Source organism: Pseudomonas sp. YJ42 (genome assembly GCF_047225135.1).
In the GTDB taxonomy this organism is placed as follows: Bacteria; Pseudomonadota; Gammaproteobacteria; order Pseudomonadales; family Pseudomonadaceae; genus Stutzerimonas; species Stutzerimonas stutzeri_E.
Window position 1 is genome coordinate 3,365,759 of the sequence record NZ_CP178378.1, and the last position, 14,436, is coordinate 3,380,194.

General features: G+C 60.7%; 16 protein-coding genes. 7 read left to right on the top strand and 9 right to left on the bottom strand.

All coding sequences use genetic code 11. The annotated features are described in order from the left end of the window. The first annotated feature begins 28 nt into the window (after positions 1-28). Positions 29-1,174, top strand: coding sequence for a PilT/PilU family type 4a pilus ATPase (locus ACL0K2_RS15505; RefSeq protein WP_045164002.1), 1,146 nt, complete (start codon positions 29-31; stop codon positions 1,172-1,174). Here the strand turns inward: ACL0K2_RS15505 and ACL0K2_RS15510 are convergent, their stop codons facing one another. Together ACL0K2_RS15510 and ACL0K2_RS15515 are read right to left on the bottom strand one after the other, a co-directional pair. After that, positions 1,175-2,005 carry a TIGR03915 family putative DNA repair protein gene (locus tag ACL0K2_RS15510; RefSeq protein ID WP_045164001.1) on the bottom strand — a complete coding sequence of 277 codons (831 nt, stop codon included), beginning with the start codon at positions 2,003-2,005 and terminating at the stop codon, positions 1,175-1,177. Beyond that, complete coding sequence (locus tag ACL0K2_RS15515; protein ID WP_413042973.1) at positions 2,005-3,216, bottom strand: putative DNA modification/repair radical SAM protein; 1,212 nt, start codon at positions 3,214-3,216, stop codon at positions 2,005-2,007. Before ACL0K2_RS15515 ends, ACL0K2_RS15510 begins: the two co-directional genes overlap by 1 nt. Positions 3,217-3,352: 136 nt before the next feature. Between ACL0K2_RS15515 and ACL0K2_RS15520 the strand changes: the two genes are divergently transcribed. Continuing rightward, positions 3,353-3,751 (top strand): NINE protein, encoded by a 399-nt coding sequence (locus tag ACL0K2_RS15520; protein WP_045163999.1) that lies wholly within the window; start codon positions 3,353-3,355, stop codon positions 3,749-3,751. A gap of 54 nt (positions 3,752-3,805) precedes the next feature. Here ACL0K2_RS15520 and ACL0K2_RS15525 read toward each other — a convergent pair whose 3' ends face one another. The 7 genes from ACL0K2_RS15525 to gshB all read right to left on the bottom strand — a co-directional run bounded on the left by ACL0K2_RS15525 (position 3,806) and on the right by gshB (position 9,753). Further along, entirely contained in the window at positions 3,806-5,077 is a 1,272-nt protein-coding gene (locus ACL0K2_RS15525) for a dihydroorotase (protein ID WP_413042974.1), read from the bottom strand. Beyond that, positions 5,077-6,093: an aspartate carbamoyltransferase catalytic subunit gene (locus ACL0K2_RS15530; RefSeq protein ID WP_045163997.1), complete on the bottom strand. Its 1,017-nt coding sequence runs from the start codon at positions 6,091-6,093 to the stop codon at positions 5,077-5,079. Before ACL0K2_RS15530 ends, ACL0K2_RS15525 begins: the two co-directional genes overlap by 1 nt. A gap of 10 nt (positions 6,094-6,103) precedes the next feature. After that, on the bottom strand, positions 6,104-6,616 hold the full coding sequence (gene pyrR / locus ACL0K2_RS15535; protein WP_239611236.1) for a bifunctional pyr operon transcriptional regulator/uracil phosphoribosyltransferase PyrR: 513 nt from the start codon (positions 6,614-6,616) through the stop codon (positions 6,104-6,106). Between the two features lie 20 nt (positions 6,617-6,636). Next, the gene (gene ruvX / locus ACL0K2_RS15540) at positions 6,637-7,062 is read right to left on the bottom strand and encodes a Holliday junction resolvase RuvX (protein WP_239611235.1); all 426 of its coding nucleotides are present in this window, start codon (positions 7,060-7,062) and stop codon (positions 6,637-6,639) included. Beyond that, positions 7,059-7,628, bottom strand: coding sequence for a YqgE/AlgH family protein (locus ACL0K2_RS15545; RefSeq protein ID WP_045163994.1), 570 nt, complete (start codon positions 7,626-7,628; stop codon positions 7,059-7,061). The genes ruvX and ACL0K2_RS15545 overlap by 4 nt, the downstream gene beginning before the upstream one ends. Positions 7,629-7,716: 88 nt before the next feature. After that, positions 7,717-8,613, bottom strand: a complete 897-nt coding sequence (locus ACL0K2_RS15550) for an energy transducer TonB (protein WP_413042975.1) — start codon at positions 8,611-8,613, stop codon at positions 7,717-7,719. 177 nt (positions 8,614-8,790) lie between these two features. Next, complete coding sequence (gene gshB, locus ACL0K2_RS15555; protein ID WP_413042976.1) at positions 8,791-9,753, bottom strand: glutathione synthase; 963 nt, start codon at positions 9,751-9,753, stop codon at positions 8,791-8,793. Between the two features lie 236 nt (positions 9,754-9,989). On the opposite strand from gshB, the gene pilG reads away from it, so the two are divergent. From pilG to ACL0K2_RS15580, 5 genes are all read left to right on the top strand, one after another. After that, positions 9,990-10,397, top strand: a complete 408-nt coding sequence (gene pilG / locus ACL0K2_RS15560) for a twitching motility response regulator PilG (protein ID WP_019339789.1) — start codon at positions 9,990-9,992, stop codon at positions 10,395-10,397. Positions 10,398-10,441: 44 nt separating this feature from the next. Continuing rightward, entirely contained in the window at positions 10,442-10,807 is a 366-nt protein-coding gene (gene pilH / locus ACL0K2_RS15565) for a twitching motility response regulator PilH (protein ID WP_045163991.1), read from the top strand. Positions 10,808-10,840: 33 nt separating this feature from the next. Beyond that, positions 10,841-11,377, top strand: coding sequence for a chemotaxis protein CheW (locus tag ACL0K2_RS15570; RefSeq protein WP_045163990.1), 537 nt, complete (start codon positions 10,841-10,843; stop codon positions 11,375-11,377). Positions 11,378-11,455: 78 nt separating this feature from the next. Next, positions 11,456-13,504 carry a methyl-accepting chemotaxis protein gene (locus ACL0K2_RS15575; RefSeq protein ID WP_045163989.1) on the top strand — a complete coding sequence of 683 codons (2,049 nt, stop codon included), beginning with the start codon at positions 11,456-11,458 and terminating at the stop codon, positions 13,502-13,504. A 58-nt stretch (positions 13,505-13,562) separates the two neighbouring features. After that, the gene (locus ACL0K2_RS15580) at positions 13,563-14,429 is read left to right on the top strand and encodes a CheR family methyltransferase (protein ID WP_239611232.1); all 867 of its coding nucleotides are present in this window, start codon (positions 13,563-13,565) and stop codon (positions 14,427-14,429) included. Positions 14,430-14,436: the final 7 nt, after the last annotated feature.

Here is a 14,436-nt window from a genome sequence, read left to right on the forward strand (position 1 = left end):
GCGGCTTCGCCAGACTACGAGAACGACGATGGAATTCGAGAAACTGTTGCGCCTGATGGTCGAAAAGGGCGGATCCGATCTGTTCATTACCGCTGGTGTGCCGCCTTCGATGAAGGTCAACGGCAAGATCCTGCCGGTGAACAAGACGCCCATGTCGCCGGAAATGACCCGCGAAACCGTGCATGCCGTGATGAACGAGCAGCAGCGCCGCGAGTTCGCCGAGAACCACGAGTGCAACTTTGCCATCAGCGCGCGCGGCATCGGTCGCTTCCGGGTCAGCGCCTTCTATCAGCGCAACCTCGCCGGGATGGTGCTGCGCCGTATCGAGACCAATATCCCGACGCTCGAAGACCTGAAACTGCCGGACGTGCTGAAAAAGCTGGCGATGACCAAGCGTGGGCTGGTGCTGTTCGTCGGCGCTACCGGCACCGGCAAGTCCACTTCGCTGGCGGCGATGATCGGCTACCGCAACAAGAACTCCAGCGGTCATATCATTTCCATCGAAGACCCCATCGAGTTCATTCACCAGCATCAGAGCTGCATCGTTACTCAGCGCGAGGTCGGTATCGATACCGATTCCTTCGACGTGGCGCTGAAGAACACGCTGCGCCAAGCGCCCGATGTGATCCTCATCGGTGAGGTGCGGACCCGCGAGACCATGGACTATGCGGTCGCGTTCGCCGAAACCGGCCACCTGTGCCTGGCCACGCTACACGCCAACAACGCCAACCAGGCACTGGATCGAATCATCAACTTCTTCCCCGCCGACCGGCAGCAGCAGGTCTGGATGGATCTCTCGCTCAATCTCAAGGCCATCGTCGCCCAGCAACTGATCCCCACGCCCGACGGTAAAGGCCGGCGGGCGGTCATTGAGGTATTGATCAATACGCCGCTGGCGGCTGACCTGATCCGCAAGGGTGAAGTGCACGAACTCAAATCACTGATGAAGCGCTCCACCGACCTCGGCATGCAGACGTTCGATCAGGCGCTCTACAACCTTTACGTGCAGGGCGAGATCACCTACGAAGATGCGCTGCTGCATGCCGACTCGTCCAACGACCTGCGCCTGATGATCAAATTGGGCTCGGAGACCGATGGCGAACATCTGACCTCCGTATCCCAAGGCCTCACTCTGGAAGTCAGCGACGACGACCCGGGTCGCAGCTTCCGCTGATCAGGTCCTTCCTGATTGGCCGATGCGTTTGCCGGGCCGGCTGGCGACCCGTTCGGCCTGACCGTCACGCTGGGCCCCGGCCCTGGCGCGGCTCATCAGCTGTGGAATCAGCGATCCTTCGGGCAGGTTTTTCCAGAAGCGTACCGGCAGATTGCTCTGCATTACTTCCCGGTTGAGCCGCGCCGGGTTGAAGGTACTTTCGTAGTAGGCCTTCCACAGGTGCGCGCCGGGATCCTCGACCGATTGCGCCAGTTGCCGCCAGGCGGGCGGGCAGGGGTTGGCGTAATGCATGGTTTCACCATCCCATAGCACCGCATTGTCCGGGGTTGCGATCAGCCAGGAGTGCAGGCCCATGCGGTCGGCGAAGTGCGGCGCGGCGCTGAGCAAGATGTCGTGGGCCGGTTCGAACCAGGCCACATAGTCCACCACTTCGTCAGCGCCCGCTGGGCTGAAGCGCAGAAAAGCATGCATGTGGTGCGTTTCGCGGCGTACCGCCTTGATCCGTGCGTGCAGTTCACTGCCATCAGCGTCGCCGACCAGCCGGGCCGTCTGATCACCCCTGGCGACCCGCCAGAGAATGCGGTATAGCAGGCTCCATCGGCCGCTAGTTCGAAAGCGCGCCGCGCTCTCCAGTTCGTCGATCAGTTGCCGTGGAATGCGTGTCCGAGACATCGGCTCTGACGGTTCGGGTACATCGGGCTCGTCGAACAAACCACCGCTATCGTCACTGCCGAGCCACTCCACCTGATGAGGGGCGACCTTGCGGCGGAGCAGGTCACGCGCAGCGTCGCGCCAGCCAGCGAAAGTGCCGTCGAAACGTACCTGACGCATCACCACAATCCCATCTGTACGGGACCTTCGCCGAGTTGTTGGCGCAGGACGGCAGATTCCCGCTGGGCCTGGCTCGGTCGATAGTCGAGGGTCACGATGAAGGGTTTGGCCTTTTCCAGCGAGCAGCGAAGGCGCGTCAGGTCCTCGAAGCGAATGCGCTTCTGCCGGCGTAGGGCCACCAGGCGCTGGGCGCTGAGGATGCCGATCCCGGGAATGCGCGCGATCAGCGCCGCTTCGGCGCGATTCAGGTCCACTGGGAAATGCTCACGGTTGGACAGCGCCCAGGCGAGCTTGGGATCGATGTCCAGCGGTAGGTTGCCTGGACCGGCAAGCAGCTCGCCGGCCCGAAAACCGTAACCGCGCATGAGAAAATCGGCTTGGTACAACCGGTGTTCGCGCAGCAGTGGCGGCGCCTCGAAGGGAACGGTCTTGGGGCTGTGCGGAATCGGGCTGAACGCCGAGTAGTACACGCGGCGCAGGCGGAAGTCGCCATACAACGACTGTGCAGTATGCAGAATGGTGCTGTCGTCAGTTGTGTCGGCGCCAACGATCATCTGCGTGCTTTGCCCGGCCGGAGCGAAACGCGGCGAACCTTTCTCCGCCTGGGCTTCGGTCTCTCCTTGATAAATCGAATGCATGGCCTGTTTGATCGTCACCACCTGTTTTTCCGGCGCGAGGCGGAGCAGGCTGGACTCGGTCGGCAGTTCGATATTGACGCTGAGGCGGTCGGCGTAGCGACCGGCCTCGGCGATGAGCAGCGGATCGGCGTCCGGGATGGTCTTCAGATGGATGTAGCCGCGGAACTCATGCTCCTCGCGTAGCAGCTTGGCTACTCGATTGAGCTGTTCCATGGTGTAGTCGGCCGAGCGAATGATGCCGGAGCTGAGAAACAGACCGCTGATGCAGTTGCGACGGTAAAAGTCGAGTGTCAGCGTCACCACTTCTTCCGGCGTGAAACGCGCTCGCGGTACATCACTGGAACGCCGATTGACGCAGTACTGGCAGTCATACAGGCAGAAGTTGGTCAGCAACACCTTGAGTAGTGCCACGCAACGACCGTCCGGCGTGAAACTGTGGCAGATGCCCATACCGTTCGTGGCACCAAGCCCACTGCGGCCTTTCGAACTGCGCTTTGGCGCGCCGCTGCTGGCACATGACACGTCATATTTGGCAGCGTCGGCAAGGACGCTGAGCTTTTCGATCAGCTGCATGAGGATCATCTGTATACTGTTTGCATATACAGTATCACGGTCACCTTATCGCGTAACGGCCCGTTCGGCAGACCGTTCACTCGACCGAGAATCGGATAAGCTCAACGCGCGACTCAATCAGACCAGCGAGGCTCAGATGCGGCAGAACACCCATAGCACCCTGATCGGCTATCTTCTGTGGATATTCGGATTCCTCGGTTCCCACCGCTTCTACTACGGCAAGCCGATTACCGGCACCATCTGGTTTTTCACGCTCGGCTTGTTCTTCGTTGGCTGGATCATCGACCTGTTTCTGATCCCGTCGATGGACCGGGAGGCCGACATGCGCTTTCAGCCTGGCCCGATCGATTACACCGTCGCCTGGATTCTGCTGACCTTCCTCGGCGTGTTCGGCGTGCACCGGATGTATCAGGGCAAATGGATTACCGGCCTGATTTACCTGTGCACCGGCGGGCTGTTCTTCGTGGGCGTGCTTTATGACTTCTGGACGCTGAACAGCCAGGTTTCGATGCGCAACATGGAAAAGCGCTGGTAAAGACGGTTTCGAGGGCGGTCCGACCTTCTGGTCCGGACCGCCTGGGTTTCGAGATCAGGCTTGAAAGGCGACTCTGCCGTCGACGATGGTGTGGCGCACCGCCCCTGGGAGGCAGTGGCCGATGAAAGGGCAATTGCGACCCTTCGAATGCCAGACTTCGCCAGCGAGGGTAGAGCTGCGTGGGTCGAACAGGACCAGATCCGCGGCATCGCCTACCGCCAGGCGTCCCGCCCGAAGCTGCAGTGCGGCGGCCGGACCGCTGCTGAGGCGCGCGATCAGGGTCGGCAGATCGAGCAGGCCATCTTCGACCAGGGTCAATGCGAGCGGCAGAAGAATTTCCGCACTGCTGATGCCCGGCTCGGTTTCGCCGAACGGTGCCTGCTTGGCATCCGCTTCGTGAGGTTGATGATGACTGGAAATCGCCGAAATGACGCCAGCTTTGACTGCTTCGCGCAGGCCGTCGCGGTCGGCGGCGCTGCGTAGCGGCGGTTGCACATGGTAAAGGCTGGAAAAGCCGTGCAGCGCTTCATCGGTCAGGATCAATTGATACATCGCCACGTCGGCGGTCACCGACAGGCCGCGCGCCTGTGCATCGGCGATCATCTGCGCGCCACGAGCGGTGCTGAGCTGGCTGAAGTGGGCGCGGACACCAGTCTGTTCGACCAGCAGCAGATTGCGCGCCAGGGCGATGGTTTCGGCTGTTTCCGGGATCCCGGCCAGGCCGAGAAAAGCGGCGGAAGGGCCTTCATGGGCAAGACCGCCTTCGGCCAGATCGCTGTCCTGGGAATGCATGATCACGGTGAGGCCGAAGGTCGCTGCATATTCCAGCGCGCGGCTCAGGTTCCGGCTGCTGGCGAAGTTGGTCAGGCCATTGCCGAAAGCGACACAGCCGGCATCGCGTAGCGCCACCAGCTCAGCGAGCTGTTCTCCCGCCAGGTTGCGTGTCAGCGCGCCAATCGGAAAGACCTTGGCATGACCGGACTCGCGGGCGCGGTCGAGGATCAGCTCGGCGACCGCGGCGGTGTCCAGCACCGGTTTGGTGTTCGGTGGACAGCACAGGCTGGTGATGCCGCCGGCCGTGGCAGCCAGTGTCTCGCTGGCGATGTTGCCCTTGCGACTGTAACCCGGCTCGCGCAGGGCAACGGACAGATCGACCAGCCCGGGGGCGGCGACCAGCCCCTGGGCATTGATGCTGTGTGCAGCGTTGAAGCCAGCTGGTGCCTGGCCGATGGCGACGACCAAGCCGTCCTGGCAATAGATATCGGTGATTTCATCGCGCCCGTTGGCGGGGTCGATCAGGCGAGCGCCGAGGATTTCGGTTGGCATCAGTTCTGCTCCTCGGCAGCGTATTCGGTTTCGATCTGGCGCTGGGCGGTCTGGCCGCTCATGGCCATGGAGAGCACCGCCATGCGAACCGCGATGCCGTAGGTCACCTGGTTGAGAATTACTGACTGGTCGCCGTCTGCGACCGCCGATTCGATCTCGACGCCTCGGTTGATCGGGCCTGGATGCATGACGATGGCGTCCCGCTTGGCCAGCGCCATGCGCTGTGTGGTCAGCCCATAGAGACGGTAGAACTCGCCCTCGCTGGGCAGCAGGCCGCCCTGCATGCGCTCGCGCTGCAGGCGCAGCATGATCACTACGTCGACATCGCGCAGGCCTTCGGTCATGTCGTGGAAGACACTGACGCCGTATTGCTCCAGGCCGATCGGCAGTAGCGTTTTCGGGCCTATCACGCGAATGTCCGGGCAGCCGAGCGTCTTCAGCGCGAGCATGTTGGAACGGGCTACCCGCGAATGCAGGATGTCGCCGACGATGGCCACCGAGAGCTTCTCGAAGTCACCCTTGTGGCGGCGGATGGTGAGCATGTCGAGCATGCCCTGGGTGGGGTGCGCATGGCGCCCGTCACCGCCATTGATGATTGCGACGTCCGGGCAGACGTGTTCGGCGATGAAATGTGCAGCGCCCGAATCGGCGTGGCGCACGACGAACATGTCGGCCGCCATGGCTTCGAGGTTGCGCAGCGTATCGGTCAGGGTTTCGCCTTTGCTGGTCGACGAGGTGGAAACGTTCAGCGTGATCACGTCCGCCGAGAGGCGCTTGGCCGCCAGTTCGAAAGTGGTGCGGGTGCGCGTGGAGTTCTCGAAGAACACATTGCAGACGGTCTTGCCGCGCAGCAAGGGGACCTTCTTGACTCCTCTGGCACCGACTTCGAGAAAGGAGTCGGCAGTGTCGAGGATTTCGGTAAGCAGCGTGCGAGGCAGGCCATCCAGGGACAGGAAATGGCGCAGCTGACCATTGTCGTTCAGCTGTAGCGGCCGCTTGGCGTCAGTAGGCGTCATCGCGAGGGTCTCAATTGGCGGAGGCGAGGGTCTGGTATTCGAGAGCGAGCGGTGCCGGGCCGAGCAGCTTTACCCTTTGGTCGGAAGGCAACGACAGCGTTGCGCCGACTACGTCCGGCCGGATCGGCAGTTCGCGGGCGTTGAGGTCCAGCAGGCAGACCAGACTGACACTGGCGGGGCGGCCATAGTCGAACAGCTCGTTGAGCGCGGCGCGAACGGTGCGCCCGCTCATCAGTACGTCGTCGATCAATACGAGATGCTGGCCTTCTATTTCGAACGGAAGCGCCGAAGGGCGAACCTGTGGGTGCAGGCCATTCTGGGTGAAATCGTCGCGATAGAACGACACGTCCAGCACGCCGAGGGCTTCCTGCTTGCCGCGCAGTTCCAGCAGCGCTTGGCCTATCCAGACGCCACCGGTGTGGATGCCGATAAAAAGAGGCTCCGATATACCGTGACTGCTCAGGTGTTGATCCAGCGCCGCGGCCATTTCGGGCAGTAGCTGATCGGGGTTCGGCAGGGTCATCGTTTCTCCTTGATAACGCATCAGAGGGTTTGCGCCGTCAGCCAGCCTTCGAGTAAAAGGGCGGCAGCGAGGGCGTCGACCGGGCGTTCGCGGTAACCGCCTTGCTGCCCGCCGCGTAGGCGCTCGCCTTTGGCTTCGTAGGTCGTCAGACGCTCGTCGTGGGTGTGCACCGGCAGGTTGAAGCGGCCGTTGAGGCGCCTGGCGAACTTCTCCGCGCGCGCACTCATTTCGCTGGGGCTGCCATCCATGTTCAATGGCAAGCCGACCACCAGTGCGTCCGGTTGCCATTCTCGTAATAACGCTTCGATCTGCGACCAATCGGGCACGCCGTTCTGCGCCTTGAGCACGCAAAGCTCCCGGGCCTGGCCGGTAATCGCCTGACCGACAGCAACGCCGATCTGCTTGGTGCCGTAATCGAAGCCCAGCAGTAAACGCAGGGCACTCATGCGTGACCGACCTGGCTGCTAAGAAGCCGCAGGTCGACACCCAGCGAGGCGGCTGCAGCCGCAAGGCGCTGGTCGTAGGGAAGGTCAAAAAGAATGTGCGGCTGCGCCGGGCAGCTCAGCCAGGCGTTGTCGACCAGTTCGGCCTCGAGCTGACCCGGTTCCCAGCCGGCATAGCCGAGAGCGATAAAGTGCTGCCTGGGACCGTAGCCGTCGGCGATGGCGAAGAGCACGTCCTGGGATGTGGTCACGCCTAGGTCGCCGAGGCCGAGGGTGGCCTGAAACTGCGCGTCGGCCGGGTGCAGCACGAAGCCTCTGTCGGTCTGCACCGGACCACCGGCGAAAATCGGCAGCTGCTGACTGGCGGGACTGACCGGCTCGTCGGGGCGCAGCTGGTCGAGTATGTCGGCCAGGATCAGTCCGCTCGGACGATTGACGATGAGCCCCATTGCGCCTTCCCGATTGTGTTCCACGAGATAAATCAAGGCGTGGGCGAAATTGGGGTCGGCCATATGGGGCATGGCGATCAGGAAATGATGCTTGAGGTAATTGGGTGAGGTCGCGTTCATGGTTGCTAGCTTAAGCGTTGCGGGCGAGGCCGTGAAGCTGCATGCGCTGGCTTGCCGCGCTGTTGACGCCGGGTGCTGATTCAGCTGATCAACGGCTCGACAATCGGTCGCCGCGCTCGAAGCGCCACGTCCTGATGATCTCGACCTGGTCGAACTTATTCGCCAGCTCTCCCGAGAAAGGCGCAAACGGCGCTGCAAGCCTGACGATGCGCATGGCCGCCTCGTCGAGGACCGCCTGTCCTGAGGATTCGAGCACCCGTAGCTCCTGCACCGCGCCGTTGCGGTCGATGACCACCAGCATGCGAAGGCTGCCATAGATCCGCTGACGACGAGCTTCGTCAGGGTAGTTGAGGTTGCCGATGCGCTCGACCTTCTTGCGCCACTCGTCGCGGTACCAGGCGCTGATATCTCGCATGGTGGCGGCGCTGTTCTGGCGACTGACGCGAGGCCGCTTGGCGTACTGCTCGACTTGCTGCGCAAGCTCCGCCTCGAGGCTGGCGATTTCCGAGCTGAGCTGTGAGCTGTCATAGACAGGCGCCGGCTGCGCCTGGGGCTGTGGCTTGTTTTTCTGCGGTTTTGCCGGCGTCTTGTCTGGCTGCGGCGCACGGGTCGCGACTGCGGTTTTCGGGGCCTCGCTGCGAGTGCTAGGCGGCGGCGGAGAGGCCGGCGTCACCTTGCGCACCTGGGTGTCTTGAAATGGCGCTTGCTCGGTCGTTTTCGGGGACGCCTTGTGCTCCAGCGTGCCGCTACCCTGTTGGTTGTCCTGCGCGAGAAAGTCGGCGTCCTTCGGTTTGTCTTCGCTTTTGAACGTGGACAAGGTGATTTCCAGCGACTTGCTGATCTGCTTCGGTTCGGATAGCGAGAAACCGAGGCCGAGGATCAAGGCTGCATGCAGCGCGGCGGCGAGAAATATCGTGAAGCCGAGACGATCCGCCGGGCGGACGCCGGTATGGGCAGGAATAGGTTGGCGTGTAGCGGCGTTCATCGCATCACAGTCGGCTCGAAGTGCGCGCAGTCTGCCCAGCACGGCTGCAAAAGTCTATGAACCAGGCGACAGCTTTGCTGCGTAAGGTGACGCCGATTTTTGTTGCGGCGCAGCCAGATGCCTATAGGTTACGCGTGGAAGGTGGCGGTTGGTTGGTAGGCCAACCGCGCACTGGTCTCAGGCGTTGGAGCGGCGCTGCAGTTTGGCCTCGATGGCGTCCATCAGACGTTCGCCGATCCGGGTATCGAACGCGTTGTCGATCTCGCGAATGCAGGTCGGGCTGGTGATGTTGATTTCTGTGAGGAAATCTCCGATCACATCCAGTCCGACGAACAGCAGCCCGCGTTTGCGTAGCTCGGGACCGACAATGGCGGCAATCTCTCTGTCTCGATCAGAAAGCGGCTGTGCAACGCCACGCCCGCCGGCGGCGAGGTTGCCGCGGGTTTCTCCTGCCGCCGGGATGCGTGCCAGGCAGTACGGCACCGGTTCACCGTCGATCATCAGTATTCGCTTGTCGCCATCCTTGATCGCCGGAATGTAACGCTGCGCCATGATTTGCCGGCTGCCGTGCTCGGTCAGCACTTCGAGAATCACCGAAAGGTTCGGGTCGCCTTCGCGGTGACGGAAAATCGAGGCGCCACCCATTTCATCCAGTGGTTTGAGAATGATGTCACGCTGCTCGCGGGCAAACTCCCGCAGAATGTCGGACCGTCGACTGACAAGCGTCGGTGGCGTGCATTGCGGAAACTGGGTAGCAAAGAACTTCTCATTGCAATCGCGCAGGCTTTGCGGTCGGTTCACCACCAGCGTGCCGGCTTGCTCGGCAAGCTCCAGCAGGTAGGTGGCGTATACGTACTCGCTGTTGAACGGCGGGTCCTTGCGCATCAGGATGACGTCGAGTTCGCTAAGTGCGCTGTCGATCTCTTCCTCTGCTTCGTACCAGCGCTGGGGGTCGTTGAAGACCTTGAGCGGCCGCATGCGAGCGCGCGCCTCGCCACCTAGCTGATAAAGGTCGCGCTGCTCCATGTAGCAGATGGTCCAGTCGCGAGCTTGGGCTGCCAGCAGCATGGCCAGCGAGCTGTCCTTTTTGAAGGCGATCTGCGCGATTGGATCCATGATGATCCCGACGCGAACAGTCATGCGATGATCTCCGGCGAGGGGCAGAGCGGAGCTGCCAGGGGCTTGAAATGTCGATGCAGATTGGCGGCGGTTGTGCGTTGGGTCAAGGAAAATCCCGCTGCCTTGGCAGCGGATAGCTTGCATTTGAGGAGTGTGCTAAAAAGGTCCGGCGATTGGGTGCAGCCCATCGATGGCAGGGCCTCTGGCGCACTGACATAACGATAAACTACGACTCACCGAGGCGATGGTAGGGCGAAATGGAACAGCACTCCGAGGGCTTGAAGGTCATGGTGATCGACGATTCGAAAACGATTCGTCGCACCGCCGAAACGCTGCTGAAGAAAGTAGGTTGTGATGTGATCACGGCGGTGGATGGCTTTGATGCGCTCGCCAAGATCGCGGATAGCCACCCGCGCATCATTTTCGTCGATATCATGATGCCGAGGCTTGATGGCTATCAGACCTGTGCGTTGATCAAGAACAACAGTTCTTTCAAATCCACCCCGGTGATCATGCTGTCCTCCAAGGATGGCCTGTTCGACAAGGCCAAGGGGCGGATCGTGGGGTCGGACCAGTACCTCACCAAGCCTTTCAGTAAAGAAGAGTTGCTCGGTGCGATCAAGGCGCATGTGCCTGATTTCGCACCGGTAGAGCAAGTATCCTGAAGTTCGGCCCTGTGTGCCGCTGAAGCCTTTCCCACGGAGAAACCATGGCTCGCGTTCTGATTGTTGATGACTCGCCGACCGAGATGTACAAGCTGACGGCCATGCTGGAGAAGCATGGTCATGTCGTTCTGAAAGCTGAGAACGGAGCCGATGGCGTAGCGCTTGCTCGTCAGGAAAAGCCGGACGCGGTACTGATGGATATCGTCATGCCCGGTCTGAACGGTTTTCAAGCTACTCGCCAACTGACCAAAGATGCTGAAACCAGTCACATTCCGGTGATCATTGTGACCACTAAAGACCAGGAAACCGATAAGGTCTGGGGCAAGCGTCAAGGCGCCAAGGATTACCTGACCAAGCCAGTGGATGAAGCGACACTGCTGAAGACCCTGAGCGCCGTACTAGCCGGATAAACGGCGGTTTCGTAATCAAGGGATGTTGCCAGCATGTCGGATACGCCTACGCCGTTTCAGCGACTTCTGGAAATCGATACCCGCTGCCGAGCGCTGGCGGCAGGACTGCCCTCGCAGCAGGAAGCCATCCAAACCTGGGCAGGTATCGGTTTTCGAATGGGGGGGCGACTGTTTGTTGCTCCGATGGGGGAGGTTGGCGAAATACTCCACGAGCCGCGCTATACGTTGTTACCAGGAGTGAAGACCTGGGTGAAGGGCGTGGCAAACGTCCGCGGCCGGCTGTTGCCCGTCATGGATCTGTGCGGTTATTTCGGCCTGGAGCTGTCTCCGTTACGTAAGCAGCGGCGGGTATTGGTGGTCGATCATCAGGAGGTGTTCGCCGGATTGACGGTCGACGAGGTGTTCGGCATGCAGCACTTCCCGGTGGATGCCTTCTCCGAGCAGTTGCCGCCGGTCGAGGCGTCGATCCAGCCCTTTATTCACGGTGTCTTTCAGCGCGAGCAGCCTTGGCTGGTCTTTAGCCCGCACGCGCTTGCCGCGCACCAGACCTTTCTGGACGTGGCGTATTGATTTAGGTGGGGTCGGCTGATGCCGGCCTTTTGGTTCTTGGAAGGAAACGTACGGGTGGTCCAGGCGGGGGCCGGAAAAATGAAAAAAATGAACGCAAATGCTTTGCTGGCAGGGATACGTAGCAATACGCTGATCGCCGGGCTGTTTATCCTTCTCATCGTGTCGATGGTGCTGTTGTTCGTGAACTTTGCGTACATCAATACCCAGGCGGACTATGACAATGAGTACATTGGACACGCAGGTGAGCTGCGAGTTCTGTCTCAGCGCATCGCGAAGAACGCGGTAGAAGCGGCTGCGGGTACGCCGGACGCATTCGGCTCGTTGAAAGACGCACGCAACGACTTTAGCGAGCGCTGGACCTACCTCTCCGAAGGAGACGATCGCATAGGGCTGCCAGCGGTTCCGCAATCGCTGCAGGCCGAAGTCGCTGCGGTGCAGCAGGACTGGGACACGCTACGGCAGAACACGGATGCGATCCTCGCCAGCGAGCAGACGGTTCTTTCCCTGCATCAGGTCGCCACGACCCTCGCCGAAACCATTCCGCAACTGCAGGTCGAGTACGAAGAAGTCGTCGATATTCTTTTGGAAAGTGGCGCCCCGGCTGCCCAGGTGTCCGTTGCTCAGCGCCAGTCGCTGCTCGCGGAACGTATTCTGGGCTCGGTGAACAAGGTGCTGTCCGGTGACCAGGACTCGGTGCAGGCCGCTGACATGTTCGGTCGTGATGCGAGCCTGTTTGGGCGCGTGCTCAGCGCGATGCTCGAAGGCAACGAAGCCATGGGCATTTCCCGCGTTGACGATGCCGAGGCGCTGGATCGTCTGGCTGCGATCTCCGAGTTGTTTCAGTTCGTTTCCGGTTCTGTGGATGAGATTCTCGAAACCTCGCCGGAGCTGTTCCAGGTGCGTGAATCGTCGAACAGCATCTTCGAAGTTTCGCAGACTCTGCTCGACAAGACCTCTGCGCTGACCCAAGGTCTTCAAGGTCGTGCCGATGCCCGATACATCAATGCCCTGGCTGGCTATGTTCTGGGTGCGCTGGCCCTGGCCTCTATCCTGCTGATCGGTCTGGTGATGGTTCAAGAAACACGTCGTCGTCTGAGTGAAACGGCCGAAAAGAACGAACGTAACCAAACGGCGATTCTCCGCTTGCTCGACGAAATCGGTGACCTGGCCGATGGTGACTTGACCGTGGCCGCCACGGTTACCGAAGACTTCACCGGTGCCATCGCAGACTCCATCAACTACTCCATCGACCAGTTGCGCGATCTGGTCGAAACGATCAACCAGACTGCCGTTCAAGTGTCAGGCGCGGCCCAGGAGACTCAGGCGACCGCGATGCACCTGGCCGAAGCTTCCGAGCATCAGGCCCAGGAAATTGCTGGGGCTTCCGCGGCGATCAATGAAATGGCGGTTTCGATTGACCAGGTATCGGCCAACGCCGCTGAATCGTCTGCGGTGGCGGAACGCTCCGTAGCCATTGCCAACAAAGGCAACGAGGTCGTTCATAACACCATTACCGGCATGGATAACATCCGTGAGCAGATTCAGGACACGTCCAAGCGGATCAAGCGCCTGGGCGAATCGTCCCAGGAGATCGGTGACATCGTTAGCCTGATTAACGACATTGCCGACCAAACCAACATCCTTGCCTTGAACGCAGCGATTCAGGCATCCATGGCCGGCGATGCGGGTCGAGGCTTTGCTGTGGTTGCGGACGAAGTACAGCGCCTTGCCGAGCGTTCGTCTGCGGCGACCAAGCAGATCGAAGCGCTGGTCAAGACCATTCAGACCGACACCAACGAAGCGGTTATCTCAATGGAACAGACCACTTCCGAAGTGGTACGAGGTGCGCGTCTGGCCCAAGACGCGGGTGTCGCCCTGGAGGAAATCGAGAAGGTATCCAAGAGCCTTGCGGCTCTGATTCAGAACATCTCCAACGCGGCGCGTCAGCAGGCTTCGTCAGCTGGTCACATTTCCAACACCATGAATGTCATTCAGGAAATTACCTCGCAGACCTCTTCGGGTACCACTGCGACCGCGAAGAGCATCGGTAACCTTGCGAAGATGGCCAACGAAATGCGTCATTCGGTATCCGGCTTCACCTTGCCGGAAACGCAGGATCAGGCCTGACTGATAGCACGGCGGCCGGTCACGGCTGCTGTGAAAGTTCATGAGTAAGGGGCAGGATATGCAGCCAAGCGTTGACTGGTCACTGAGACCCTTGGCTGATATGTCATCAGCCGAGTTTCGTGATTGGCAGGCCTTGCTCGAAGAGCGCTCCGGCCTCGTAGTGACCGAACAGCGGAGGACGTTTCTGCAGGCCAACCTGAGCAGCCGCATGCGCGAAGTTGGTGTGGCTGATTATGCCAGCTATTACCAGCAGGTTACCGATGGCCCACGAGGCGCGGTCGAATGGTCCACCTTGATGGACCGCCTGACGGTGCAGGAAACCCGCTTCTTCCGTCATCCGCCTTCGTTTTCGATGCTTGCTGCTTACATACAGCAGCGTCAGGAATCGCGCGATGCTGCGCTGCCCTGGTCGCTGTGGAGCGTGGGGTGTGCAAGCGGTGAAGAAACCTATTCGCTGGCGATCTGTGCTGCCGAGGCGTTAAAGGGCACGGCGGGCGAGGCGCAATACGGGGTGATCGGTACGGATATCAGCCTGAGCGCTCTGGGCCGATCTCGAGATGGCCTTTACAGTCGTCGTCGGCTCGATCAGTTGGATCCCGACCTGCGCGAACGATATTTCCAGGCAATGCCTGATGAGCGATTCCAAGTAATACCCAGCCTGGCTGCGCGCGTGTGCTTTGCCAGACTCAACGTGCTGGAGCTGGCTGGTGCGCCAATGTCCGATATGGACGTCATTTTTTGTCAGAACCTGTTGATTTACTTCCGTCGCTGGCGCCGCCGCGAAATCCTCAATCGCCTGGTCGAGCGCCTAGCGCCGGGGGGGTTGTTGGTTATCGGCGCGGGCGAGGTGATTGGCTGGCAGCATCCGGAACTGGTGCCGGTAGCCGATAGTCAGGTTCTGGCCTTTACCCGGAAAAGTTTATGAGCGGAGT

Excerpts from the sequence above, each read along its gene's own strand:
- ACL0K2_RS15580 (WP_239611232.1), top strand. The coding sequence starts at position 13,563 with ATGCAGCCAAGCGTTGACTGGTCACTGAGACCCTTGGCTGATATGTCA.
- ACL0K2_RS15570 (WP_045163990.1), top strand. The coding sequence starts at position 10,841 with ATGTCGGATACGCCTACGCCGTTTCAGCGACTTCTGGAAATCGATACC.
- ruvX (WP_239611235.1), bottom strand. The coding sequence starts at position 7,062 with ATGAGTGCCCTGCGTTTACTGCTGGGCTTCGATTACGGCACCAAGCAG.
- ACL0K2_RS15530 (WP_045163997.1), bottom strand. The coding sequence starts at position 6,093 with ATGACGCCTACTGACGCCAAGCGGCCGCTACAGCTGAACGACAATGGT.
- gshB (WP_413042976.1), bottom strand. The coding sequence starts at position 9,753 with ATGACTGTTCGCGTCGGGATCATCATGGATCCAATCGCGCAGATCGCC.
- ACL0K2_RS15510 (WP_045164001.1), bottom strand. The coding sequence starts at position 2,005 with ATGCGTCAGGTACGTTTCGACGGCACTTTCGCTGGCTGGCGCGACGCT.
- ACL0K2_RS15550 (WP_413042975.1), bottom strand. The coding sequence starts at position 8,613 with ATGAACGCCGCTACACGCCAACCTATTCCTGCCCATACCGGCGTCCGC.
- pilG (WP_019339789.1), top strand. The coding sequence starts at position 9,990 with ATGGAACAGCACTCCGAGGGCTTGAAGGTCATGGTGATCGACGATTCG.
- ACL0K2_RS15520 (WP_045163999.1), top strand. The coding sequence starts at position 3,353 with ATGCGGCAGAACACCCATAGCACCCTGATCGGCTATCTTCTGTGGATA.
- ACL0K2_RS15505 (WP_045164002.1), top strand. The coding sequence starts at position 29 with ATGGAATTCGAGAAACTGTTGCGCCTGATGGTCGAAAAGGGCGGATCC.
- pyrR (WP_239611236.1), bottom strand. The coding sequence starts at position 6,616 with ATGACCCTGCCGAACCCCGATCAGCTACTGCCCGAAATGGCCGCGGCG.
- ACL0K2_RS15575 (WP_045163989.1), top strand. The coding sequence starts at position 11,456 with ATGAAAAAAATGAACGCAAATGCTTTGCTGGCAGGGATACGTAGCAAT.
- ACL0K2_RS15515 (WP_413042973.1), bottom strand. The coding sequence starts at position 3,216 with ATGCAGCTGATCGAAAAGCTCAGCGTCCTTGCCGACGCTGCCAAATAT.
- ACL0K2_RS15545 (WP_045163994.1), bottom strand. The coding sequence starts at position 7,628 with ATGAACGCGACCTCACCCAATTACCTCAAGCATCATTTCCTGATCGCC.
- pilH (WP_045163991.1), top strand. The coding sequence starts at position 10,442 with ATGGCTCGCGTTCTGATTGTTGATGACTCGCCGACCGAGATGTACAAG.
- ACL0K2_RS15525 (WP_413042974.1), bottom strand. The coding sequence starts at position 5,077 with ATGCCAACCGAAATCCTCGGCGCTCGCCTGATCGACCCCGCCAACGGG.